We start from the raw sequence: 21,764 nt of genomic DNA, 5'->3' as shown, positions 1-21,764 counted from the left end.
AGAGGAGAAGTGAGCGTGGAAGCGGACTAGAATACCGACACGAATGCCGAATCGCGCCCCACGAAACGCTGGGTCGTGACGGTGCAGAAGGCCGCTCCTGGCGATTCTCCCGTTGCGAGCCCGGTCGAGTCGACGGTAAAGACATCGGCATCCGTCGTCATCCAGTTCAGGGAAATATTGGCAACGGTGTCTCCAGATTCGGTGAGTGCGGCTGCAGAAAAGTCGAGGCGATCCCCAACGCCGATTCTGGCGCTATCCGGCGAAATGATGACGGTGGCGATATCGTCTTCGTCAGGTTCCGCCCGATAGTCCGTGCTGTCGCAGCCGATAAATAGCAGTGTAGTGGCGAGCAACAGGACAAGGACGGGAATGGAGACGACGATGCGTGTAGAGCGAGACCGGAAGCGTTCGTCAGCGAACATGTCGGCTGCGTGCGGTTGGCATGAGACGGTTTATGAGTGGTGCGGACGTGCGCTCGTCTCTTTCGCTGCGGTCGATTTCCCCCCGGATAATCCAGGTAATAGCATCGGCACGCGCTCCCGGTAGCGTCGATAGCGTTCGCCGAAGCGGGCGATGAGGTCGCGCTCCTCCAGCGTGGCGCCAACGAGAATGTATCCGGTCGAGGCTGCCGCAAAGAGAAGGTGTCCGACCGTCATTGTCGGCGTCGACCAGAAGGCGATTAAGAAACCGAGGTAGAGAGGATGACGAACGTATTTGTACAGGCTCCGGACCTGAAACTGCGGCTTGGGCGCCTCCTGCTTTCGGTAGTGCGAATGCACCTGCTTCAGGCCGAAGAGATGCCAGTGGCTAATGATGAACGTGGTGCCGAGGACGATCAGCCATCCCAGGCCGAATCCGGCCCAGAGAGCTGTTTCTGCCCAGCCGGCCTCCACCTCCCAGACGATGCCCGTCAGCGGGCGCCATTGCCACATTAGGAGCGCGAGTACACCGGAGGCGACGAGCACGTAGGTGGTCCGCTCGACGGAAGGGGGCACGATGCGCGTCCACCACTCTTTGAACTGCGATCGGGCCATGCCGCTGTGCTGGACTGCAAAGAGGCCGAGGAGACCCGTGTTAATGAGAATGGCCGTCCAGAAGGCGGACTCTGGTCCCGAGTTGATGGTTTTGGGCACAGCGAAGTCCCCGATAAATGCGACGGCGTACGAAAAGACCAGTAGGAAAATGAGATAACTGACGATGCCGTAGGCGAAGAAGAGTGCGCGTTTCATAGATCGTATCCAGCCATACTTGTGATCGTAGGGAAGCATGATCGACAGGGCGATTTGCCGGAGGTCTCGCACGTCACAGCCGGAGGACGAGACCTCCCCTAGCCGTCAACACATTGACGAGACCGTTTCTGATTCGTATCTTCACAGTTGATCTCAGGCCTATCTTTCCACTCGCGTCGTCGGCTGATTGTCTATCGGATCGAATTAGGGGTTCGATTCGCGCTCATCCGACCGGCGGTATCGCGAGTGCATTGCTCGTTCCGGCGTACCAATTCTGCCCTTCACCCTGCACTCACCCATTACGTAAGGTTCGCTCGTATCACGACACGCTTCGGGCGAATCCCTTTGTTTTGACAACGTGCAGGTCGCCATGTCTACATCTGAAGCATTCGACACCACCGTTTTCGAGGCGGTTTTGACGGCAGCTCAAGAGGGCGATGAGGAGGCTCTCGACCGGTTGATGCCCATGGTCTACGATGAGCTCCGTTCGCTTGCTAAGCACCTTCTCCGACGCAACAGGAGAGTCATGACCACGACGGAGCTCGTGCACGAGGCATACTTGAAGCTTGACGGACGCATGGAGGTGGACTGGCATGGCCGGGCGCACTTTTTCGCCATCGCGAGTCGGTCCATGCGCCAGATCCTGATCGACGAGGCACGGAAGCGGAAAGCAACGAAACGGGGTGGCGATCCAGTCCGGATGCCTCTGACGTCGCACCATCTGCAGACGGAGGTTCCGGTGAACGACCTGCTTTCGCTGAACGATGCCCTCACCCGCCTCGCCAACGTCGACGAACGGCTGCAGAAGGTCGTGGAGTACCGATTTTTCGGTGGAATGACCGAGCCGGAGATCGCAGCGGTTCTTGACGTGTCCACTCGGACGGTTCAGCGCGACTGGGCCAAAGCGCGCGCCTGGTTGTACCGAGAGCTTTATGAAACCGAAGGGCGAGCAAAAACGGGAGCTTCGGACGAGTGACGGCAACCACGCCGAGGTCGAGGTGACGGTGTCATCGTAGGAGATTTAGCCTCCGCGGACGCCGTGCTGTGCTATCGACAAACAGCCTATCTAGCTTATCTAAAGCTATGTCTGATCGATGGAAACGGATCGCTGCATTGTTCGACGAGGCACTTGAGCATCCCCCGTCGGAGCGTAACTCGTGGCTCGAGAACGCGTGTGGAGAGGACGAGTCGCTCTATCAGACGGTCCAGCGACTCGTCCATGCACATGAGCGAACGGGCGGAATTCTCGACACATCGCTGGTTGCTGCATCCGAAGATGAGCGTGGCGCTAGCGGGTCCCTTGACGGCGAGACGCTCGGACCGTATCGGCTCATCCGAGAGATCGGACACGGTGGCATGGGCGTGGTACACCTCGCTGAACGGGCGGACAACGCGTTCGATCACAGCGTAGCGATCAAGGTGGTGCGCCGCATCGTGTCACGCGACGTGGCACGTCGGTTCGAGTTTGAGCGGCAGATCCTTGCCACACTCGACCATCCGAACATCGCGACGCTCCACGGGGGCGGGACGACGCCCGACGGACGGCCATATCTCGTGATGGAGTACGTCGACGGGACGCCGCTCACAACCTACTGCGACGACAACAAGCTTTCGATTGACGAGCGGCTCGATCTGTTCATCACCGTGGCCGACGCGGTGCAGGCTGCTCATCGCGCGCTCGTTGTACATCGCGACCTGAAGCCGTCGAACATACTCGTCAACGGTGAGGGCCGCGTAAAACTTCTGGACTTCGGCATCGCAAAATGGTTGGATCCATCCATTTCGGGTGGTCCGCACGACCCGCCGACAACGCGACCCGGGGCCCGCCCGATGACGCTCGCCTATGCCAGTCCAGAGCAGCTCCAAGGCGAGGCGATTACGACCGCGTCCGACGTTTACCAGCTTGGTCTTATCCTGTACGAGCTGCTCGCAGGGCGGCGAGCATACGACCTAAACGGGCGCTCCCTGAGCGACATGGAGCGGGTGGTGTGCGAGGAGTTGCCGTCTCGTCCAAGTACGGCTGTAACGCGCATGGAGCAGGACAAGAGCTCGACCGGTGATGATGCTGATGAGGTTGCTCGCTCCCGGAACGTTGATCCCGATCGCCTGCAGCGGAAGCTGCGCGGAGACCTCGACGCGATCGTGATGACCGCGCTTCTCAAGGAGCCCGATCGACGATATTCGTCTGTATCTGAGTTTGCAGACGATCTGCGTCGCTACCGTGAGAAGCGCCCAGTGCACGCACGCGGCGATTCGGCAGGGTACCGCGCCCGGCGATTCATTCATCGTCACCGCTGGGAGAGCGCCACGGCCGCCGTCTTTCTCCTTGTTATCGTCGCGTACGCTCTGACGGTGACGATTCAGTCGAAACGGGTTCAGGACGCGCTCACAGATGCCCGGACGGAAGCGGAGAAATCAGCTCAGGTCACGTCTTTCCTGATGGATCTGTTCGAGGCCAACGATCCCAGCATTTCGCCGGGAGAGGCGGTTACGGCCAGAGAGTTGTTGTCGCGTGGTGTCGAACGGGCCGAGTCGCTCGACGATCAACCCGTCGTGCGAGCCGAGATGTTTGACGTCATCGGCCGGGTCTACTTCAAGCTGGCCGAGTACGATCGCAGCGAGTTGTTGCTTCGGCGCTCCCTGGAGAAGCGACGAGCGCTGCTCGGTCCCCGTCATCCAGATGTCGCGACCAGCCTGAATGACCTTGCCGAAACGCTCGAAGCCCAGGGACGTCTCGATACGGCCGAGGTTCTCTACCGGGAGGCTCTTTCCATCCGAGAGCAGCATCTCGGCCAATCTCACCCGCAGGTGGCGGCGAGCCTGAATAACCTCGGCGAACTTCTCGGCGATCAGGCGAACTACGCGGAGGCTCGGCCTCTTCTGGAAGAATCACTCGCACTACGACAGAATCTGCTCGGCCCTGACGATCCGGAGGTCGCGGTCAGCCTCAGCAACCTTGGTATGCTACACTGGAGCCAGGGCCGATATGACCGAGCGGAGCGCTTTGTGAGCGAGGCTCTTGAGATTCGGCGTGAGGCACTGGGGCCGGTACACGCTGAGATCGTGTGGGATCTGAATAGTCTCGGCCTCATCCTGGACGACGCGGGCCGCCTGGAGGAGGCCGAAGAACTTCTGCGTGAGGCGCTTTCGATGAGCCGACGTCTCTACGGCGACGTGCACCCCGAAGTGGCGACTACGATGAGTAACCTTTCGGGGGTTGTGGGTCGACTCGGGCGGGAGGAAGAGGAGAGAAAACTGACCGAACAGGCATTTGAGATGCGGGAGCGGATGTTCGGTCCATCCCATCCGCAAGTGGCTATTGGAATGAACAACCTGGCGGCCGTATACCTGAAGACGGGCCGCGCTGTCGACGCGGAAGAGACCTATCGGGCGGCGGTTCGACGATTCAAAGACGCCTTCGGGGAAGACCATCCGCATGTGGCTTATCCGCTACTGGGACTCGCTCGGACGCTCCTCCGTCTCGATAAAGACGGTCCAGAAGCCGTTCGACTGGCGCGCGATGCGCTCGCTTTACGTGACGCGTCGCTGTCGGCCGACCACTGGCTGATCGCCGAGACCAAGAACGTTCTCGGTGCGAGTCTCGCCCGTATTGGGCAGCACACCGAGGCGGCGTCCTTGCTCGAAGAGGGCTACATGCATCTTCGCTCGGTGGACGGACGCGACCAGGAAACCCGGTGGGCCCTCGAACAGCTCGTCGCGGTCAAGACAAAACAGAATCAGCCGACGGTCGCGGAGGCGTACGCAGACACGCTCGCTCTCTTCGCCGCCGACTGACAGGTACGTCGCTTCGGTGGTCCGGGGCTCGCTGCCCGAACGAACGGATCGGGTCAGCCGTCGGGCTGTTCATCGCCGAAGTGATCGAATCCACCCGGGCGGACGCGAACGTTCTCACCGTCGGCCTGCTGTAGCTGAACGCGGGGTTCGTCCTCGTCCGGCTCCTCCATTTCTCCGATCACGTTGAACGTCTGCGGATCGAGAGACTTGAGCTCTTCCTCCGAAGCCGTGAACACGAGTTCGTAGTCTTCGCCACCGAAGAGGGCGTAGATCGTGACTTCCTCGCCGAAGTCTGTCGCTGTATTGCGGGTGTGCGGAGAAATTGGAAGTGACGGTTCATACATCTGTGCGCGCGTGCCGCTTGCCTCGCAGAGGTGATGGACTTCGGACGCCAGACCGTCGGAGATGTCGATCAGAGACGACGGGCGGAAGCCCGCATCCCGCCACTCGCGCACAGCCTGGACCTGTGCCGGAGGCGCGAGGTGACGCCGAATGACGTACGAGAACTTGTCGAGCTGCGGCTGGAAATCTTCGCCCTGTTGCTGCAACTGCTCCCGCTGGCGCAGCAGCACTTTCAGGCCGGCATACGATGCTCCGATATCGCCCGTTACGCAGATCTTGTCGCCGGGCTGGGCCCCGCGACGGTAGACCACGTCCTCCTCCGACGCTTCACCGATCACTGTGACTGTTACGGACAGCGAGTGCGATCCCGTGGTGTCTCCGCCGATAACGGTGACCCCGTATGCATCGCACGCCTGCTTGATGCCCTGGTACAGCGTGCCGATGGCTTCAACCGACGCGTTCTTCGGGACGCCAATGACGACCGTAGCATAGCGTGGTGTCGCGTTCATCGCCGCGATGTCGCTCACGTTCGCCGACATGGCCTTGAAGCCGAGGTGCTCCATCGGCATGAACGTGCGATCGAAGTGCACGCCCTCAATCAAAGCATCGGTGGTGACCACGTGCACGGTGTCGTCGTCCACGCGATAGACCGCGGCATCGTCCGAGATGCCGGCCACGATAGATTCGTCATCCGTCTCGCCGAGCGTCTCGCGGAGGTGGGCGATCAGACCGAACTCGCCGATTTCGGAGATCGACGTTTCCTGCGGGTGAATCTCCGGCTGTGAGCTGTTGCCGGCAGCGGAAGGTCCGTTTGCAGAGGGAGTGTCCATGTAGTCGCCAGAGGATCGGGATAGTGTCGTAAAAACGAATTTACGTCCATCAAGACCATACCCCGAGGCCCGGCTCGTGTTTTGAGTTCGGGCCGGATCTCGTCGCAATGTTCAAACCGATGCAGCAGATCCCATGCCGGTGTCGGGCGGCGGAAGGTAGATTCCCCCTTGAATCGCCGGTCGACGTGCTCCGGTGACATTCGGAAGCCCCGTCGGGACGCCGTTCGCGGTTTCGTGGGCGAGGACGGCAAAGAGAACCGCCTCCTTCGCGTCCGGGTCGACGCCGCCTTCGAGGTCGCTTGTACGCTGCACGGGAATTGGTGCGAATGCGGCGCCAAGCATGCTCATCAGCGTATCGTTATGGACGCCGCCGCCGCTGACGTAGACCGTCTCTGCGGTGTGGGATGGCCGGATATAGCGAGCGTAGGCCTGGTACACCGAGGCCGCCGTGAGCATGGTCGCCGTGGCCATCAGGTCCGCATCGGACAGCGACTTCGAGCGCCCGTGCTGGAGAAACGTATCCACGTAGCCGGTCCCGAATGCTTCGCGGCCGGTTGATTTGGGCGGAGGCAGGCGAAAGTAGTCGCCCATGAGCAGGTCGGCGAGGAGGTCGGCATCCGGGGTGCCATCGGCTGCGTACGATCCGTTCGGGTCGTACGGCTCGTCGAACAGGCGCTGCGCCAGGGCATCGATGACCATGTTGGCCGGGCCGGTGTCGAAGGCCCGCAAATCTTGAGGGCCACCTCCCGCCGGAAGAACGGTCAGGTTTGCGATGCCGCCCAGGTTCAGAAGCAGGCGCGTTTCGTTTTCACTCGCAAACAGGACGTCGTCGAGATACGGGGCGAGCGGTGCCCCCTGTCCGCCGAGAGCCATGTCCGCCCGCCGGAAGTCACCAACGACGGGCACGCCGAGACGCTGGGCCAGCAGAGATGGATCGTCGGCCTGAAGCGTTGTCCGGACGGTCTCACCGGCGACGGATGCGGGATCGGGCAGATGTTGGATCGTCTGACCGTGGGACCCGACGAGGTCAAGGTCTTCTGGATCCAGATTCGCCTCGTCAACAGCCATCCTGATGGCACGAGCGGCCTCTACTGGTAGCCGAGAGTTCAGCCGGGCGATGTCCCGAACGGAAGAGCGCTTCGGTTCGGATGCCTGAAGGATGAGCTCCCGAAGCACCTTCGGGTATGGGTGATGTACGAACGCCAGCACCTCTACCGAGAGCGAGCGGCCGCTACCCACGAGATGCGTGATTGCAGCATCAACGCCATCGAGCGACGTCCCCGACATCAGGCCGGCAACTACGCGAGTGGAGCGGGAGCGAAGGGGCATGACGACGCGGGAGAATGAGTGGGTCTACGCGTCGGACGCGTCGCGGGAGCTTTTTGTTTGTGCTTCTTTCTTTTCCGCTTGCTTGCGCATCTCGGCCGCCTGCTCGAGGTGATCCCTCGCGTTTGCTGGCTCCTGCGAGGCAAGCTTTACGTAGATGCGAGCGGCCTCGCGGTATTGCGACTGTGCGGCGTAGATGCGCGCAAGCGTTTCCGAGACCAGGTCCTCGACATCATCCTCGAGGTCAGGCTCGGGCAAATCGTCAAGATCCGGGCGCGGCTCGATGCGGGCAGACTCAAGATCCTGGATCAGCCGGTCGAGGTCGCCGATCGTGTCGTCCTGCTCGTCGGGGGCGTCGGATGCAGACGAAATCTCCGGTTGCGAGAGTCCGCGGGCGCCTCGTGATCGTGCCTCCTGTTCGGCCGAACGGCGAAGCTTCTCCAGTTCGGACAGCCCGTCGTCTTCGTCATCGTTGTCATCGCTCCCGCCAAGCTGGGTGTCGGACGGCATCAGGTCGTCCGGATTCGGGATGCTAAGCTCGCGCTCCTGTGCAGTGTCGTCAGCCTCTGGCGTGGGCGCGGTACCGGTCGACGGCCGGTCGGCTTCATCATCGCTGCGTGGATCGTCCGCACCGTCGACCGCTGGTTGCTGTGCCGGCGAGTCCTCGGATGATCCCTCCTTGGGCTCCGACGTGCCGCCGGTCTGGCGGGCGACAAAGTCGGGGATGAAGCTGTCAGCATCGCTTGGTTCTGCGTCGCTGTTGGTGTCGGCCGGGGAAGATGTCTTGCTCTCGCCCGTGGTCAAGTTCGAGTCCTCGGTAGGCTCCGACTCTGGACCTTTAGCCACCGGGGTTGGCTCCTGCGCAAGAAGAGACGCAGCGGCGTCGATAATAGCGGTGTCGGGGCGGTATCCGGTGCCATCGGAGGTGCGTGACGCTGGAATCTCAGGCGCGGATGGATCCGGTGTGGAGGGCGGAGCCGGGTGCGCCTCGTCCATCTGTTTCGCCTGGGCGCTCGGCTCGGAGGGTGGGCCGCTGTCGGCCGGCTCATCTGTTGCGGTCGGTTCGTCGGACGCGGAGGTCTCGCCCGGATTCTGCGACAGAAGGGCTTGCGCCTGCGCTGCAATGCGGTTAGGGGACGATCCGTCGTCGTCCTCGCTTTCCGTTTGGCCGTCCGGTACGGATTCAGACCGTTCCTCCGTGGCTTCGTCTGCAGGTGGGGGTGGCGTTATTGGATCGGAGGCCGCAGAATCCGAAGAGGTATCTTCCGGTTCCGCGTTGGGCTCATGAGCCTCATCCTCTGACGATGTTTGCTCGGGCGGAGCCGGTTGCGGGGGCGTGGGGGACGGGGATGCGTCGCCCCGATTTTCGACAGGGGGCTCTTTCGTATCTCCGCCTTCGGATGCACCTTCCTCTGACAGATCGTCTTCCTCGCGGATCTTCTCCAGCACTCGTTCCTTGCCGGCCGTCACGATTGGGCTGTTCGGCATCAGGAAATGCGCATTCTCCCACGAGCGCAGGGCGAGCGTCCATTCGCGTTTCGCCTCATAGGCCCGGGCCAGAAGCACGTGCGCCGTAAGGTGGGCGGGGATCTCATCCACCTTCTGCTTCAGCGACGAAATCGCGGCGTCGACATCCCGCTTGCGCAGGAGTTCGAGGGCGTGCTGAATATCGGGAACGGACATAAGACGTCGTCGGAGTGCGAGCGGCAGGTTACTGAAGCCGGGTCAGAAGGCATGTGCTTCTGGAACAAAGCAACGTACGATGAACCGGCCGTATTTAAAAGTCGACTCGCGGCGGATTGATGTCGAGAACCGTAAATTTGCACGCTTCTCGCGCTAAGGCCACAAGTGAAAGGACGGGGTGTACGGAGACGGGCCCGGGATCGTGCCGAAAACCGGACGCTTGCAGCCGTTAAAATGGAATCAGGTTGCGGGGGCGGGCGCGGCCTGTCGGACGGTGCGAACTTGCTGCACGTTCGACACGGTCACGAGGACGAACCCGGCGGCGAAGAGGGCTTGAAACGGGATGGCCGCCCATTCACCGAGCACGATCGTCACGCCCAGGCCGACGGTACAGTAGAGTGCAAGAAGGGCTTCGCCCCAGATTACACGAGGGACTTCGGAAATGGCGTATCGGCTCGTCCACCAGTTGCCGCTTTGCGTATCGCCATATTTCGGCGTGCGAACGAAGGCGGTTTTCTTCCCGCGGAGAGCCTGCCAGAGTGCCTTCGTATTCGACAGTGCGAGACCCATCGACCCGGCCATAAAGGCGGGAAAGAGTCGGGCCCGGCTGGACCAGTCGGGATAGAGCGCCCGCTGGGCGAAAAGTTGCGCGAGAAAGAATCCGGCGAATCCGATGAGTCCAAGGCCCATCACGCCGAAGTACGTCTCGCCCGGACCGTATCCGAGGCTCTTGAGCAAGAGGAGTGGGGCGTGGGTGAAGGCCGCGAGCAGGATGAAGGGGAAGGCGAAGTGCGCGGTGAGGTGCATCGTGCCTTCCATCTTAACCCGTATGGGCTCGGACGACCGCCAGAGGCGTCCCGTCATTTTGAGCGCTGTCTCGACGGCGCCTTTGGTCCAGCGGAATTGCTGGGTGCGGAGCGCGTTCATGTCTGCCGGTAGTTCGGACGGCACTTCGACGGTCGGGAGATACTCGAATCGCCAACCCGCAAGCTGTGCGCGGTAGCTAAGGTCGAGATCCTCCGTGAGCGTGTCGTGCTCCCATCCGCCGGCGTCCTCGATGCATTGACGCTTCCAGATTCCGGCGGTGCCATTGAAGTTCATGAAGCAGCCGCTGCGCTGGCGAACGTGCTGCTCGATAGCGAAGTGGGCGTCGAGCCCAAACGCCTGGACCTGCGTGAGCAGCGAGTGATCCTGGTTGATATGGCCCCATCGGGCCTGGACCATGCCGAGGTTGTCGTCCTCGAAGAATTTCGGCATCATCTGCCGCAAAAACTCAGGCTGCGGGAGAAAGTCGGCGTCGAACACGGCCAGGTAGTCGCCGCGTGCGAGGCGCGTCCCGTTTTCGAGGGCTCCGGCCTTATATCCGGTCCGGTCCGTCCGGTGAATATGGACAATGTCCAGTCCGCGATCCTGCCAGTAGGAGACCCGCTTTTCGACGACCTTGACCGTGTCGTCCGTGGAGTCGTCGAGCACCTGGATTTCGAGCTTGCGGCGGGGGTAATCCAGCGCAGCGCAGGCGTCGATCAGGCGTTCGGCGACGGTGGCCTCGTTGTACAGGGGAAGCTGGACGGTGACGACAGGCCAGGAATCGTCCGGTTTGGGCAGGTTGTCCGGATCCGGTACCGGACCGTCGATGAGCTCCTCGTCACGTGCATGAAAGACGGCGAGCCAGAGCAGGTTGCCTCCGTAAACAACGAGAACTGCAATGGAGATCGCGTACAACGCGGGGATGACGACCTCAAGGGCGGCGACCATAGATGGGGACCAGGTGATGCAACAAGCGACTCAATCGTGTGCGCAGAGCCGGACAGAGCGCAGCACATGGTCGCGCAGGTCCGGTCCGTTACAAGACCGCAATCTATCAACCCGATCGCGTGGACGCAAGACAAAACACCGCATTTGGGCGCATATGTCGTTATCCGCATGCATTGTTCGCGACCGCTTCACGTCGACACCGCCGTTATGCGTTGGTACGTTAGTTCGTTGAGGCGTTGAGGCGTTGAGGCGTTCGAACGTAGAACTTTGAACTTTGAACGCTGAACCCTAAACGCACACCGCCTCCCTGAATCGTTCTATTGTACAGGGGCAAGCCGGAGCGAAAACAACCGTCGCACGGCCGTGCGACGGTTCCTCGCGTTGAGCTTTGAGCTCTGAACCCTGAGCTCTGAACCCTGAACTTTGAACCCTGAACCCTGAACCTCAAACGATACCCTACCGGTTTCGCCCGTAGGTTTCGTGCGAGGAGACCCAGTCAGAGGACGAGATCGCCGAGCCCAGGCTCAACTCGCCGGCCAGGGCGACGCTCGCGACGATCTCTGCGAACTTATTCACCTTGCCTTTTCCGTAGCAGTCCATCATCTCCAGGCACTCGCGCTGCGTAGCGAGGCCGGTGCCGCCGCCGTACGTAGCAACGATGAGCGACGGGATCGTGAGCGAAATGTACAGGTCGCCTTCTTCCGTAATCTCCGTGTAGAGGACGGCCGCGGACGACTCCGAGACGTTGGCCACGTCCTGCCCGGTCGCGATGAACATCGCCGTGATCGCGTTGGGCGAGTGGGCGCCGTTATTGTTTGCACCGGAGAGGAAGGCCCCGACGGTTGCTACGTTCCAGTGGTAGTGCAAGCTTTCAGGTTCGACACGCATGTGTTGAACGAGCACCTTACGCGGAATCGTGGCTTCGGCCGTCACGCGCTTGCCTCGTGTGCGCATGACGTTGACCTGCGATGCCTTCTTGTCGGTCGCAAAGTTCGATTCGAGGTAGAAGTGCTGGATTGGCTCCGGGTAGTGGTCGATGATCCACCCGCACGCGGCGAAGGTCGCCCGCCCGACCATGTTCTGTCCGGCTGCGTCGCCCGTTTTGTAATTGAAACGGAGGTACGCGAACCGGTTCGACAGGTAGTTGTCGATGTAGATCAGTTTCGCGACGCTCGACGTGGATTCCGCCTCCTCGCGGATCGTGTCGATGTTGTCGTTGACCCAGTGGGTGAAGTCGCGGGCCTCGCGGGCATCTCGGAAGACGAACACGGGCGCGCGTTGCATGGCGTCGTTCACCACCGTTGCCTTCACGCCGCCGGCGAGGTTGCACACCTTGATGCCGCGGTTGTACGACGCAACAAGCGTTCCTTCGGTTGTGGCCAGTGGGATGACGTAGTCGCCCCCTGCGTGCTCGCCGTTCACGGTTAGCGGCCCGGCAATGCCGAGCGGAATCTGCGACACCCCAGTGAAGTGTTCGCAGTTGCCCCTTGCCGTCTTCGGGTCAATTGAGTAGACCGGCGTGTGCTTCAGTTCCTGTCCCGTCCGTTCCTCGATCCATTTCTGACGCCGCTCGATGGCCGCCTCACTGTAGTCATCCTGTTCATCGCGCGGAATCCGGATGATCTCGTCTTCCTCCTCGGTAATGGCATCCTCAACCTTGAAGTTCAGCTTGCCGAAGGGCTTCGCCCGGAAGGAGATCTCGATCTGGTGCTTACCGATCTCCAGATGCGAAATACTCCGGGTGCGAACATGAAGGCTCCGGCGCAGAGGAAAATCGACCGGATTGTCCTTGCTGATGGTTTCGGGCGTATACACTTCGCCATCGCCTAGATACAGCTCCAGCTGATCGGAGGGTACCGGATCCCCGTTAATGGAAACGCTGATCAGTTCTGTTAACGTGGCGTCTTTGAGCCGGTTTTTGATTGAGAACTGAACGCCTCGGTCGGTATTCTCGAGGCTGCCGAATGTGTAAAGCTGCTTCAGCAGCACAGAAGGGACGAACATAGTTGGATATGCTTGAGACGCAAAGAGGAGAGTATGCGAGAAACGGAAAGGGCGCGATCGCCACTACGCGGCTTCGCGGTCGTCCTCATCGAAATGGACCGTGAGCCAACCGTCGGCTAAGGTCGTGTCGCGAACGGTATAATAACTTAAAAAATTGGGCAAAGCGTAATTCCGCCGTTGATTAGCGACCTGAACCACGAGTTGATCCCCAAACTGACGAGCCTCGACCTCCTGCTCGTCGACGAACGGCAGCCGAATGCGGATTTTGTATCCGGCGCCCGACTCCTGAACCTCGTACGTTGGTTCGTCGTGCAGCACGGCGACCGGGTCGTTGTCTTCGTACATGCCGTTCGCGATGCGCGTCAATCGCTCGAGCCCGAACACTTCTTCGCCGAGGTGGGGCACCGTGAGTATGGGCAAGGGAGCGAAGCTGTTTTCGATATCGCGCATGTACTGGCGCTGCGAGGCCAGGTATCCAGAAAAGAGCGAGTTCTCGGGAATCTGATCTTCCGGCAGCACGCGGTTCACGATGACGCTATCCACACCGTAGCCGTACAACTGAAGATACGTGTACGCCCGGCGCGCCTCTGCAATGACCATTTTCTCGGGATTCATAACCAGGCGAATCGAGGTGATTGCGTGGTCGGAAAGGACCGCGCGCACGGTCTCGAGCTTTTCAAAAATCCGCTCCAGCTCTTCGTAACCCTTGTCGAGCGGAATACCGGTTGTCTTTCGAACGCCAAATCCCAGCGATTTGACGGCGAGTTTCTGGAAAGGAAAGGCTTTCGACAGCCACCACTGCGTGACCTGCGGAAGCGTGAGGAGCGTGAGCGTCTCGCCCGTCGGCGCGCTATCGACGATGATAAGGTCGAAGTCTTCTTCGCGGATAGCCTGTTCGAGCCATAGTAGGACGGAGCCTTCGTTCATGCCTGGCAGGGCCGCCAGTTCCTCCGCCGCGACTTGCTCGACGCCCTGCCAGCGGAAAACTGTGAGCATGAGCTCGCGCATGTTTCCCCAGTACTTCTTCATCGAGTAGTACAGGTCGACCTCTTGGGCGAAGAGGTTCTCGACGATTTCCGTCGGCTCGGGCCCGAGCGGTTCATCGACAGCATCCGCGAGGCTGTGCGCAGGGTCGGAGCTGAGGATGAGGGTCTTGTGCCCGTCCCGGGCAGCGCGGAGGGCCGTGGCCGCGGCACAGGTGGTCTTGCCTACGCCACCTTTCCCTGTAAAAAGCAGAATGCGCGGCGAAGCGGATGGCGCGGACGCGTCGTCGTCTGGAAACAGCATAAGGGAACGGAAGAACGTCTAAATATGGAAAGAGACGGGCGCCGCGATACGGGACGCATGGTTAAGATATCGCGTCCGCTCGAAAAGAAGTGTAATTGTGTCTTTGGAATTCTGGCTCTTGAGGAAGGAGGGGCGTCGCGACCGTCCTGACTGCAAGGTGACGCATCACGAGGGGGCGATGGCCCCCTCGGCTTCAATGGCTTCGCGTACGACGTGATGCGATCCCGTGAGCAGCAGCGCATCGTCATGGTGGGCATCCCGCTCGAATTGACGCCGGGCGCCCTCCACGGTTTGGGGTGCCACGATGCGTGCGCCAGCGTGCCGCAGAACGTCCGTCAGGGCGTCGGCAGAACGGAGCCGAGACGCGTCGATCTGGAGCGGGATAATGGTTGCATCCCGATCAGTTAGAAGCTGTGCGATTGCCCCGGCGTCTTTGTCTCGGGCGAGGGCGAGCCCGACGTAGAGCTGACCATCAACAGACGGCCCGATGGCTGTGAGCGTGGCGGCGAGGCTCGACGGATTGTGGGCGACATCGGCGATGACAAGCGGCCGACGCGACAGAACCTCCATCCGTCCGCGCAGGCCGGACCGGTCCGCGAGATGCGCAAGCCCTTCTCGAACTGCTTTCGGACTGATGTCCATGCCGGCGACTTCAAGAGCCCGAACCGCTAGCCACGCGTTTCGAAACTGGTGCGCACCCGGAAGGGACGGCGTCAAGCGTTCGTACAAACGGTCGGGGGTGCGGAGATCGATCATGGGCGATTCCTGCACGCCGCCGTGGTGGATCCTGATCGTGCCTTCCTCATCCAGCACGTGGACCGCCGCGCCCAGCTCTGCGGCGACGGCGCGGATCGTTATTAGCGCCTCGTCCTGCGTCACCCCGGTGACACAGGGCCGCCCTGGCTTGATGATCCCCGCTTTTTCCCGCGCGATCGCTGACAGCGTGTCGCCGAGCAGGTTCGTGTGCTCGAGGTCAATACTCGTGATGACGCTGGCCGTCGAGTCCAGCACGTTGGTGGCATCGAGTCGCCCACCGAGTCCTACCTCCACGACCGCAAGATCGACCGCCTGTTCTGCGAAATACAGAAAGCTGAACGCGACGGTCGCCTCAAAGAAACTGGGCTGTACATGGTCGATCACGTGAGAATGGCGATGCACCGCCTCGTCGAGCCATGTCTCCGCTGCCGGCCGGCCGTTCACGCGCATGAGCTCTGTGACGTGGGTTAGCTCTGGCGACGTGTGCAGGCCGACCCGGCGATCCGAGGTGGATGCAATGGCCGCTATCATCGAGGCCGTTGAGCCCTTGCCATTCGTTCCCGCAACATGGATGCTGGGGAACGCTTCCTCGGGATTGCCCATCGCGTCGAGCAGCGCGTGCATGCGCTCAAGGCCGGGCTTGAAGCTGGCGTCAGCCTCACCGCTGAAACGCGGCAGCGCGTGAAGTCGGTCGATACCGCTGGACATGCGACAACGGGTGGCTTCGTGAGGGCAAGATGGGTCGTGAAAACCCACGCTGCGCGTGACGGTTCGCGCCACTCATGCGGAAATCGGACGGGAAGATTGCAGGTCCTGGATAAACCGGACGAGCCTTGCTGCCGTAGGGCAGAGACCATCGTCGCACCGGTTGATTCCAACTTCGCCATGTCTCTTCGTTACCGCCGCAGCCTCTTTCTCTTCCGGCGGGACCTTCGGCTCCACGACAACCGAGCGCTACAGGCCGCGTGCATGGCCTCGCGCAGCATCGTTCCGGCATTCGTTTTCGATCCACGACAGACGAGCGAAGACGCCAACAGCTATTTCTCACCGAACGCTTTCCGGGTGCTCATCCACGCACTCGCTGACCTTGAGCGTGAACTGGAGGACCGGGGTGGGCGGCTGTACGTGTTTGAGGGGGAAGCGGAGCACGTGCTCAAGCGTCTGTTGCTAAGTGGAACGATCGACGCCGTCTATGTCAGCCGCGACTACACGCCGTTCGCCCGACAACGTGATGCCGCACTAGAAAATGTAGCGCATGAGCACGGCGTTGCGTTTCATGCGGAGTCAAACGTTCTGCTCACCGAGCCGGAGGACGTCCTCACCCGCGATGGCGATCCGTTTTTCGTCTACAGTCATTTCCGAAAAGCGGCGCGGAAGGTTAGCATCCCGACACCCGTGGCTGTTGAAGCACCGCACTGGGAGACGCGCGACGGCTCCCTCGACACCGTATCCATCGATGCCTTCCGGCCGACGCCCAATCCGGAGCTAAAGGTAAGCGGTGGCCGCGAGGAGGCGCTCGACATGATCGGCCGGATGGGCGAATTTCGCTACTACTCAAAGAAGCGCCACCGGATGGACGATTACGGGCAGGCAACGATGTGTTCGGCCGCCCTCAAGTTCGGGACGATCTCGCCACGAGAGATGTACCATGCCGTCCGACGCGAGTGGGGCGCACGGCACAAGCTCAACAGCCAACTCCTCTGGCGGGATTTCTACACGCACTTTGCCTATCACTTCCCATCGGTCTTTGGTCAGGCCATTCGCCCGAAGGATCGCTTTATCGACTGGCGCAATGACGACAACGCCTGGGAGCGGTGGTGTGAGGGGCGGACGGGTGTGCCAATTGTGGATGCCGGGATCCGCGAAATGGTCACCACTGGGTACATGCACAACCGGGCACGTATGGCGGTGGCGTCGTTCCTGACGAAGCACCTCCTGATCGACTGGCGGCGCGGGGAGCGGTTCTTCGCCCGGCACCTTCTCGACTACGATCCTGCCGTCAACAACGGCAACTGGCAGTGGTCCGCGTCCGTGGGGCTGGATTCGATCCCGATGCGCATGTTCAACCCGTACACGCAGGTCGAGAAGTACGACAAAGGAGCTGAGTACGTGCGAACATGGGTGCCGGAGCTTCGGGACGTGTCGCCGGATCTGCTGACCGCGGGCGAGCCTATCGACTATTCGACCCAGGCCGCCGACTACCCTCCGCCGATCGTCGATCACGGTACGGCCTACCGCCGGGCACAGGAGATGTACACGCAGGCTGTGCAACAGGCGAAGGAAAACGGCTACGGGCGCTATGATGTCGGATCTGGCTAACGGCGAACGGATCGGCGTTCAGCATGTAGATGAGCGATAGCACCCGAACGCAAACGCGAATCGATTCTAATTCTCAATGTCGTCTCCGACCGTAGAATCTATGATCGAAACGAACGCGCCTGACGATGCGGTGCGTGGTGTTCGTTCGACGATCCGGAAGTTTTTCGATGCGATGAACCGCCAGGATCTTGAGCAGATGGTGGAGATCACCGCGCACGACCCGCATATGGTGCATATCGGCACCGATGTTGGCGAGATCTGGCGTGGGTGGGAGCACCTACACGCTGACACGATCGAGCAATTCGACGGCCTGCAGCGGTACGAGGCGACGATCCGGCGGTTAGCCATTCACACATCTGAGAACGGGGACACCGCGTGGTATTCGCACTTGCTGGATGCGGAGATCGACTCGGCCTCTGGGACGCAGGTGTGGAAGGGCGCCCGGTTTACCGGCGTTCTCGAAAAGCGCGGAGGCGACTGGAAGCTGGTGCAGACGCACGTCTCGCTGCCTGAATCTCACGCCTGATTTTTCCTGCCGTGGCAGAAAGGGTTGCTATCGACGGAGGGATCGCCGAGATTGGCCCTATCACCTCCCTTTCTTTTCCTACCCTTTCTTTTGCAACGACAAGATATGAGTCATTGTCACAACGTTTCCGGATGGTCGAAGCGGGCCGGTGCGCGGCTTCTGCTACTGCTACTCGCTTTTGCGGTCACGACCGGCTGCATGAAGCTTGAGAGCACCATGACACTTCGTCCAGACGGCTCCGGTGAAATTAGAGAACGCGTCGTCGTAAGTGCCCAGATGGCGGCGATGATGGAGTCGATGGAGCAGATGGATTCGTCCTCCACGTCCAGTGGTTCGATGTTTTCGGAAGAAGAGGTTCGTGAATCCAACGCCTACCCCGGAGCCGAACTGAAGTCGGTCACGATGATCGATGACATGAATGGAAAGGGGTACGAAAGCGTGTACACCTTCTCTGATATCCGCGAGGTCACGTTCCAGCGGGACCCGAACAAGATCATGTCCGGAAAGACGGATAAGAAGCCGGATAACAATCTCTCCGGCATGATGGACGAGATGGATATTGAGTTCACCCCCGGTGCGCCGGCCAAGCTCACGATTCGCATGCCGCAGGATGACAAGGAATCGGGCGATGCTGAAGAAGACATGCCAGCCGATACCGACGCGGACACGACGGCGATGGACCCGCAGGAGATGCGCATGCTGCAGATGATGCTCCGCGATGCGGCCTTCAAAATGGCCATCAAAATTGACGGCGAGATCGTTGAGACCAATGCCTCTCACGTTTCGGATGGCGAGGTCACGATCATGGATATGAATTTCGGTGAGATGGTTCGGGATACCACCGCTCTGAAGACCTTCGCTCAGTTCAGTGAGAGCGAAACGGACGATCCAGCGCAGATCTCTGATCTGCCGGGAATCAAGATTGAGACGCAGGAGGAAGTGTCCGTCTTGTTTAAGTAATCCTCAAAAGCGTTCGTTTTACGCGACGTACTCGGTATAGAGGCGGGTCTCATCGAAACGTGGGACCCGCCTCTGCCGTATTCCGCCATCACGTAAGTGACGGAATGCCGTCGCGCATCTCCGAGGCTCTTCTTTTCGATCTGTCTTCCGCTTCGCAAACCAACATGCCCACCCCCGTTCAGTCGTGGACTCCGTCGTCCTGGCGAGAACACGACGCCCGGCAGCAACCCACGTACGAAAACGAGGATGAATTGCAGGATGTCCTCGGTCACCTCCGGACGCTTCCCCCGCTCATCACGTCGTGGGAGGTCGAGAATCTGAAAGCCGAACTTGCGCGTGCGGCGAACGGCGAGCGATTCGTTCTCCAGGGCGGCGACTGTGCCGAATCATTCGCGGACTGTACGGCAGATGTGATCACGAGCCGGCTCAAGATCATGCTCCAGACGAGCCTGATCCTGACGTACGGACTCAACAAGCGCGTGGTGCGCGTGGGGCGCTTCGCCGGTCAGTATGCTAAGCCGCGATCATCGGATACGGAAACGCAAGATGGTACCACCCTTCCGAGTTATCGGGGCGATATCATCAACGACCCGGCGTTTACGAAAGAGGCGCGTAGACCGGACCCGCAGCGGCTCAAGCGAGCCTACATGAAGTCGGGTCTGACCCTGAATCTGGTGCGCTCGCTCGTCGAAGGGGGCTTCGCGGATCTCCGTCACCCGGAGTACTGGGATCTCGACTTTATGCAGCATTCGCCGCTGGCGGACGAGTATCACGCCATCGTCGAGTCGATCGAGGATACCCTCAGCTTTCTCGATGTCGTCGCCGGCCGGCGGGCGGACTCGATGGATCGTGTCACCTTCTACACGAGCCACGAGGCCCTGCTGCTGCCGTACGAGGAGGCGCTTACGCGGACAGTTCCGCACAACCAGGGCGCGTATAACCTCGGGACACACTTCCCCTGGATCGGCAAGCGGACCAATCAGCTCGACGGCGCGCACGTGGAGTACATGCGCGGCATCGCAAACCCGCTGGGCCTGAAGGTCGGCCCCGACATGACACGCGAGAAGCTCGTTTCCCTCGTGCGCCACCTGGACCCGGAGAAGGAGCCGGGCCGCCTCACCCTGATCACGCGGTTTGGAGCCGACGAGATCGGCGAACGCCTCCCACCGTTGCTACATGCGGTTCAGGCGACCGGGCATCCGGTCCTGTGGATCTGCGATCCGATGCACGGCAATACCGAGAAAACGAACGGCGGAATCAAAACCCGTCGATTTGCGAATATCCTCGGCGAGCTGGAGCAGGCCTTCGACATCCACAAAGCGGAGGACTCCATGCTGGGCGGCGTCCACTTCGAGCTCACGGGAGAGAACGTCACGGAATGCATCGGCGGTGCTCGCGGACTGCAGGAAGCCGATCTGGAGCGCGCGTACAAGTCGCACGTCGACCCGCGCCTCAACTATGAGCAGACACTGGAGATGGCATTCAGTGTCGTCCGTAAGGCGCGGAACGGTGGTTTGGACGTGTGAACGTATGGACGTGTTGAAGTGTGAATGTGTTGAGGTGTGAACGTGTTGACGTGTTAAGGTAGCGACGCATATAAAAACGCCGCCGGGCTCTGGGCCACGGCGGCGTTTCTTCTTTTGAATGGTCTGCCCGGTATTCGGCGTCGGGGAGGTTACATCAATGCAATGCGCCTGTCTCGGGCTCTATCCACCCTGGTCGGACAGGTGCTAAATCGAGACGTGGAACTGCTCATCGGCCTGTAGCGAGCGCGTGACCTCCACGTAGAGCTGGATGCAGTGCTCGATATCCTCCGTGTCGACGACCTCGACGGTGGAGTGCATGTACCGAAGCGGAACGGACAGCAGAACGCTCGGCACGCCGCGCCGCGTCTTGAAGATCGAGTCGGTGTCCGTTCCCGTGCGCCGAGAGCTAGGCTCGTGTTGCAGCGGAATGTCGTTCGCTTCGGCCACCTCGATGACGCGGTCGACCAGGTCCGGGTGATTTGAGGTGCCGTGCGTGACGGTCGGGCCCTTGCCGATCTTGATATTGCTGTGCTTTGCAGCGTCGATGCCGGGCGAGTCCGTCGAGTGCGTCACGTCAAAGACGATCGCAGCATCCGGGTTCAGGCGGTGCGTGATCATCTGGGCACCGTGGCCGCCGATCTCCTCCTGCACCGAGTTGGCCGCGTGCACGGTCCATGCGGGCGGGCTCTCCGCCAGACGCTCGAGCGCCTGCGCAATAATGAATCCGCCGAGGCGGTTATCGATGGCACGGCCGGTGATGCGGGTGTCGGTGAGGTCGGCGGGAGCCACGTCCATGACCATTGGATGGCCGACGCGCAGACCCCGTTCCTTGACTTCGTCCGCGCTGGAGGCTCCGATGTCAACGAACAGTTCGTGCACCTCCGGAATGGAGTTGTCGTCTTTGTCGCGCAGGTGAATGGCCGTGTTGCCAACGACGCCCAGGACCGCGCCGTCATTACCGAGGATGCGCACCCGCTGGCCTCGAGCGATCGCACGGTCGGAGCCGCCGATACGGTTGACGTGCAAGAATCCTTCGTCCGTGATGTGGCTGATCATGTAGCCGATCTCGTCGACATGTCCATCGAACATGACCGATGGACTGTCGTCGTCGGCACCCGTCAGGGTTGCCCAGGCCGTACCGTAGGCGTCGCTCTGCACGTCATCAGCAAACCGACGGACGTAGTCGGCCCAGACGCGCTGGCCGGTGGCTTCGAAGCCCGTCGGGCTTGGAGTGTCGAGAAGGTCGAAGAGAAACGTTTTCGCGTCGTTCGTCATGCGCACCAGCAGTCGCTATTCGAGAGGAGGTCAACATCTAGGTCGTATTTCTATGATCCATGTATGCCGTGACCGAGTGGGTTGATTCTGCACGAACGGAGGAATCTGGAAATACGTGAGGGGCCGAGTGCCGTCGGAGTCGTACCGGTCG

Annotated in this window: 16 protein-coding genes; 6 read left to right on the top strand and 10 right to left on the bottom strand. The window is 60.9% G+C overall.

Features of this window, described 5'->3' with window-relative positions:
• Nucleotides 1–26: 26 nt before the first annotated feature.
• Nucleotides 27–422, bottom strand: coding sequence for an Ig-like domain-containing protein (locus tag CRI94_RS10735; protein ID WP_098075710.1), 396 nt, complete (start codon nucleotides 420–422; stop codon nucleotides 27–29).
• A gap of 30 nt (nucleotides 423–452) precedes the next feature.
• Nucleotides 453–1,229, bottom strand: coding sequence for a methanethiol S-methyltransferase (mddA, locus tag CRI94_RS10730; RefSeq protein WP_098075960.1), 777 nt, complete (start codon nucleotides 1,227–1,229; stop codon nucleotides 453–455).
• Nucleotides 1,230–1,599: 370 nt separating this feature from the next.
• Between mddA and CRI94_RS10725 the strand changes: the two genes are divergently transcribed.
• Together CRI94_RS10725 and CRI94_RS10720 are read left to right on the top strand one after the other, a co-directional pair.
• Nucleotides 1,600–2,205, top strand: a complete 606-nt coding sequence (locus CRI94_RS10725; protein ID WP_098075709.1) for an ECF-type sigma factor — start codon at nucleotides 1,600–1,602, stop codon at nucleotides 2,203–2,205.
• A gap of 107 nt (nucleotides 2,206–2,312) precedes the next feature.
• Nucleotides 2,313–5,024 carry a serine/threonine-protein kinase gene (locus tag CRI94_RS10720; RefSeq protein ID WP_098075708.1) on the top strand — a complete coding sequence of 904 codons (2,712 nt, stop codon included), beginning with the start codon at nucleotides 2,313–2,315 and terminating at the stop codon, nucleotides 5,022–5,024.
• A gap of 53 nt (nucleotides 5,025–5,077) precedes the next feature.
• On the opposite strand, the gene thiL is transcribed toward CRI94_RS10720, so the two are convergent.
• The 7 genes from thiL to CRI94_RS10685 all read right to left on the bottom strand — a co-directional run bounded on the left by thiL (nucleotide 5,078) and on the right by CRI94_RS10685 (nucleotide 15,715).
• Nucleotides 5,078–6,196, bottom strand: coding sequence for a thiamine-phosphate kinase (gene thiL / locus CRI94_RS10715; RefSeq protein ID WP_098075707.1), 1,119 nt, complete (start codon nucleotides 6,194–6,196; stop codon nucleotides 5,078–5,080).
• Nucleotides 6,197–6,307: 111 nt separating this feature from the next.
• Nucleotides 6,308–7,525, bottom strand: coding sequence for an anhydro-N-acetylmuramic acid kinase (locus tag CRI94_RS10710; protein WP_098075706.1), 1,218 nt, complete (start codon nucleotides 7,523–7,525; stop codon nucleotides 6,308–6,310).
• 24 nt (nucleotides 7,526–7,549) lie between these two features.
• On the bottom strand, nucleotides 7,550–9,205 hold the full coding sequence (locus CRI94_RS17695) for a hypothetical protein (protein ID WP_179862258.1): 1,656 nt from the start codon (nucleotides 9,203–9,205) through the stop codon (nucleotides 7,550–7,552).
• A gap of 240 nt (nucleotides 9,206–9,445) precedes the next feature.
• A complete protein-coding gene (locus CRI94_RS10700; RefSeq protein ID WP_098075705.1) occupies nucleotides 9,446–10,960 on the bottom strand; it encodes a cellulose synthase family protein in 1,515 nt (504 codons plus the stop codon).
• A gap of 456 nt (nucleotides 10,961–11,416) precedes the next feature.
• Nucleotides 11,417–12,964: a hydroxymethylglutaryl-CoA reductase gene (locus tag CRI94_RS10695; protein ID WP_098075704.1), complete on the bottom strand. Its 1,548-nt coding sequence runs from the start codon at nucleotides 12,962–12,964 to the stop codon at nucleotides 11,417–11,419.
• A gap of 63 nt (nucleotides 12,965–13,027) precedes the next feature.
• Nucleotides 13,028–14,251 (bottom strand): ArsA family ATPase, encoded by a 1,224-nt coding sequence (locus CRI94_RS10690; protein ID WP_098075703.1) that lies wholly within the window; start codon nucleotides 14,249–14,251, stop codon nucleotides 13,028–13,030.
• A gap of 165 nt (nucleotides 14,252–14,416) precedes the next feature.
• Nucleotides 14,417–15,715, bottom strand: a complete 1,299-nt coding sequence (locus tag CRI94_RS10685) for a bifunctional folylpolyglutamate synthase/dihydrofolate synthase (protein ID WP_098075702.1) — start codon at nucleotides 15,713–15,715, stop codon at nucleotides 14,417–14,419.
• Between the two features lie 177 nt (nucleotides 15,716–15,892).
• On the opposite strand from CRI94_RS10685, the gene CRI94_RS10680 reads away from it, so the two are divergent.
• From CRI94_RS10680 to CRI94_RS10665, 4 genes are all read left to right on the top strand, one after another.
• Nucleotides 15,893–17,326 carry a cryptochrome/photolyase family protein gene (locus tag CRI94_RS10680; protein ID WP_098075701.1) on the top strand — a complete coding sequence of 478 codons (1,434 nt, stop codon included), beginning with the start codon at nucleotides 15,893–15,895 and terminating at the stop codon, nucleotides 17,324–17,326.
• Nucleotides 17,327–17,402: 76 nt separating this feature from the next.
• Nucleotides 17,403–17,852, top strand: coding sequence for a nuclear transport factor 2 family protein (locus tag CRI94_RS10675; protein ID WP_098075700.1), 450 nt, complete (start codon nucleotides 17,403–17,405; stop codon nucleotides 17,850–17,852).
• A 105-nt stretch (nucleotides 17,853–17,957) separates the two neighbouring features.
• Nucleotides 17,958–18,812, top strand: coding sequence for a hypothetical protein (locus CRI94_RS10670; protein ID WP_143815367.1), 855 nt, complete (start codon nucleotides 17,958–17,960; stop codon nucleotides 18,810–18,812).
• Nucleotides 18,813–18,976: 164 nt separating this feature from the next.
• Nucleotides 18,977–20,338 carry a class II 3-deoxy-7-phosphoheptulonate synthase gene (locus CRI94_RS10665; protein ID WP_098075958.1) on the top strand — a complete coding sequence of 454 codons (1,362 nt, stop codon included), beginning with the start codon at nucleotides 18,977–18,979 and terminating at the stop codon, nucleotides 20,336–20,338.
• Nucleotides 20,339–20,542: 204 nt separating this feature from the next.
• Here CRI94_RS10665 and CRI94_RS10660 read toward each other — a convergent pair whose 3' ends face one another.
• Nucleotides 20,543–21,613, bottom strand: a complete 1,071-nt coding sequence (locus CRI94_RS10660) for a M42 family metallopeptidase (RefSeq protein WP_098075698.1) — start codon at nucleotides 21,611–21,613, stop codon at nucleotides 20,543–20,545.
• Nucleotides 21,614–21,764 lie beyond the last annotated feature (151 nt).

It is taken from the genome of Longibacter salinarum (assembly GCF_002554795.1).
Taxonomy (GTDB): domain Bacteria; phylum Bacteroidota; class Rhodothermia; order Rhodothermales; family Salinibacteraceae; genus Longibacter; species Longibacter salinarum.
The sequence above is the reverse complement of the archived record's forward strand: the minus strand, read 5'-3'. Positions and strand labels throughout refer to the sequence as shown.

What these genes read in the sequence shown, in the direction of transcription:
- CRI94_RS10670 (WP_143815367.1), top strand. Translation starts at nt 17,958, where the DNA reads ATGAGTCATTGTCACAACGTTTCCGGATGGTCGAAGCGGGCCGGTGCG.
- CRI94_RS10695 (WP_098075704.1), bottom strand. Translation starts at nt 12,964, where the DNA reads ATGTTCGTCCCTTCTGTGCTGCTGAAGCAGCTTTACACATTCGGCAGC.
- CRI94_RS10680 (WP_098075701.1), top strand. Translation starts at nt 15,893, where the DNA reads ATGTCTCTTCGTTACCGCCGCAGCCTCTTTCTCTTCCGGCGGGACCTT.
- CRI94_RS10685 (WP_098075702.1), bottom strand. Translation starts at nt 15,715, where the DNA reads ATGTCCAGCGGTATCGACCGACTTCACGCGCTGCCGCGTTTCAGCGGT.
- CRI94_RS10665 (WP_098075958.1), top strand. Translation starts at nt 18,977, where the DNA reads ATGCCCACCCCCGTTCAGTCGTGGACTCCGTCGTCCTGGCGAGAACAC.
- CRI94_RS10675 (WP_098075700.1), top strand. Translation starts at nt 17,403, where the DNA reads ATGTCGTCTCCGACCGTAGAATCTATGATCGAAACGAACGCGCCTGAC.
- CRI94_RS10690 (WP_098075703.1), bottom strand. Translation starts at nt 14,251, where the DNA reads ATGCTGTTTCCAGACGACGACGCGTCCGCGCCATCCGCTTCGCCGCGC.
- mddA (WP_098075960.1), bottom strand. Translation starts at nt 1,229, where the DNA reads ATGAAACGCGCACTCTTCTTCGCCTACGGCATCGTCAGTTATCTCATT.
- CRI94_RS17695 (WP_179862258.1), bottom strand. Translation starts at nt 9,205, where the DNA reads ATGTCCGTTCCCGATATTCAGCACGCCCTCGAACTCCTGCGCAAGCGG.
- CRI94_RS10735 (WP_098075710.1), bottom strand. Translation starts at nt 422, where the DNA reads ATGTTCGCTGACGAACGCTTCCGGTCTCGCTCTACACGCATCGTCGTC.
- CRI94_RS10720 (WP_098075708.1), top strand. Translation starts at nt 2,313, where the DNA reads ATGTCTGATCGATGGAAACGGATCGCTGCATTGTTCGACGAGGCACTT.
- CRI94_RS10725 (WP_098075709.1), top strand. Translation starts at nt 1,600, where the DNA reads ATGTCTACATCTGAAGCATTCGACACCACCGTTTTCGAGGCGGTTTTG.
- CRI94_RS10700 (WP_098075705.1), bottom strand. Translation starts at nt 10,960, where the DNA reads ATGGTCGCCGCCCTTGAGGTCGTCATCCCCGCGTTGTACGCGATCTCC.
- thiL (WP_098075707.1), bottom strand. Translation starts at nt 6,196, where the DNA reads ATGGACACTCCCTCTGCAAACGGACCTTCCGCTGCCGGCAACAGCTCA.
- CRI94_RS10660 (WP_098075698.1), bottom strand. Translation starts at nt 21,613, where the DNA reads ATGACGAACGACGCGAAAACGTTTCTCTTCGACCTTCTCGACACTCCA.
- CRI94_RS10710 (WP_098075706.1), bottom strand. Translation starts at nt 7,525, where the DNA reads ATGCCCCTTCGCTCCCGCTCCACTCGCGTAGTTGCCGGCCTGATGTCG.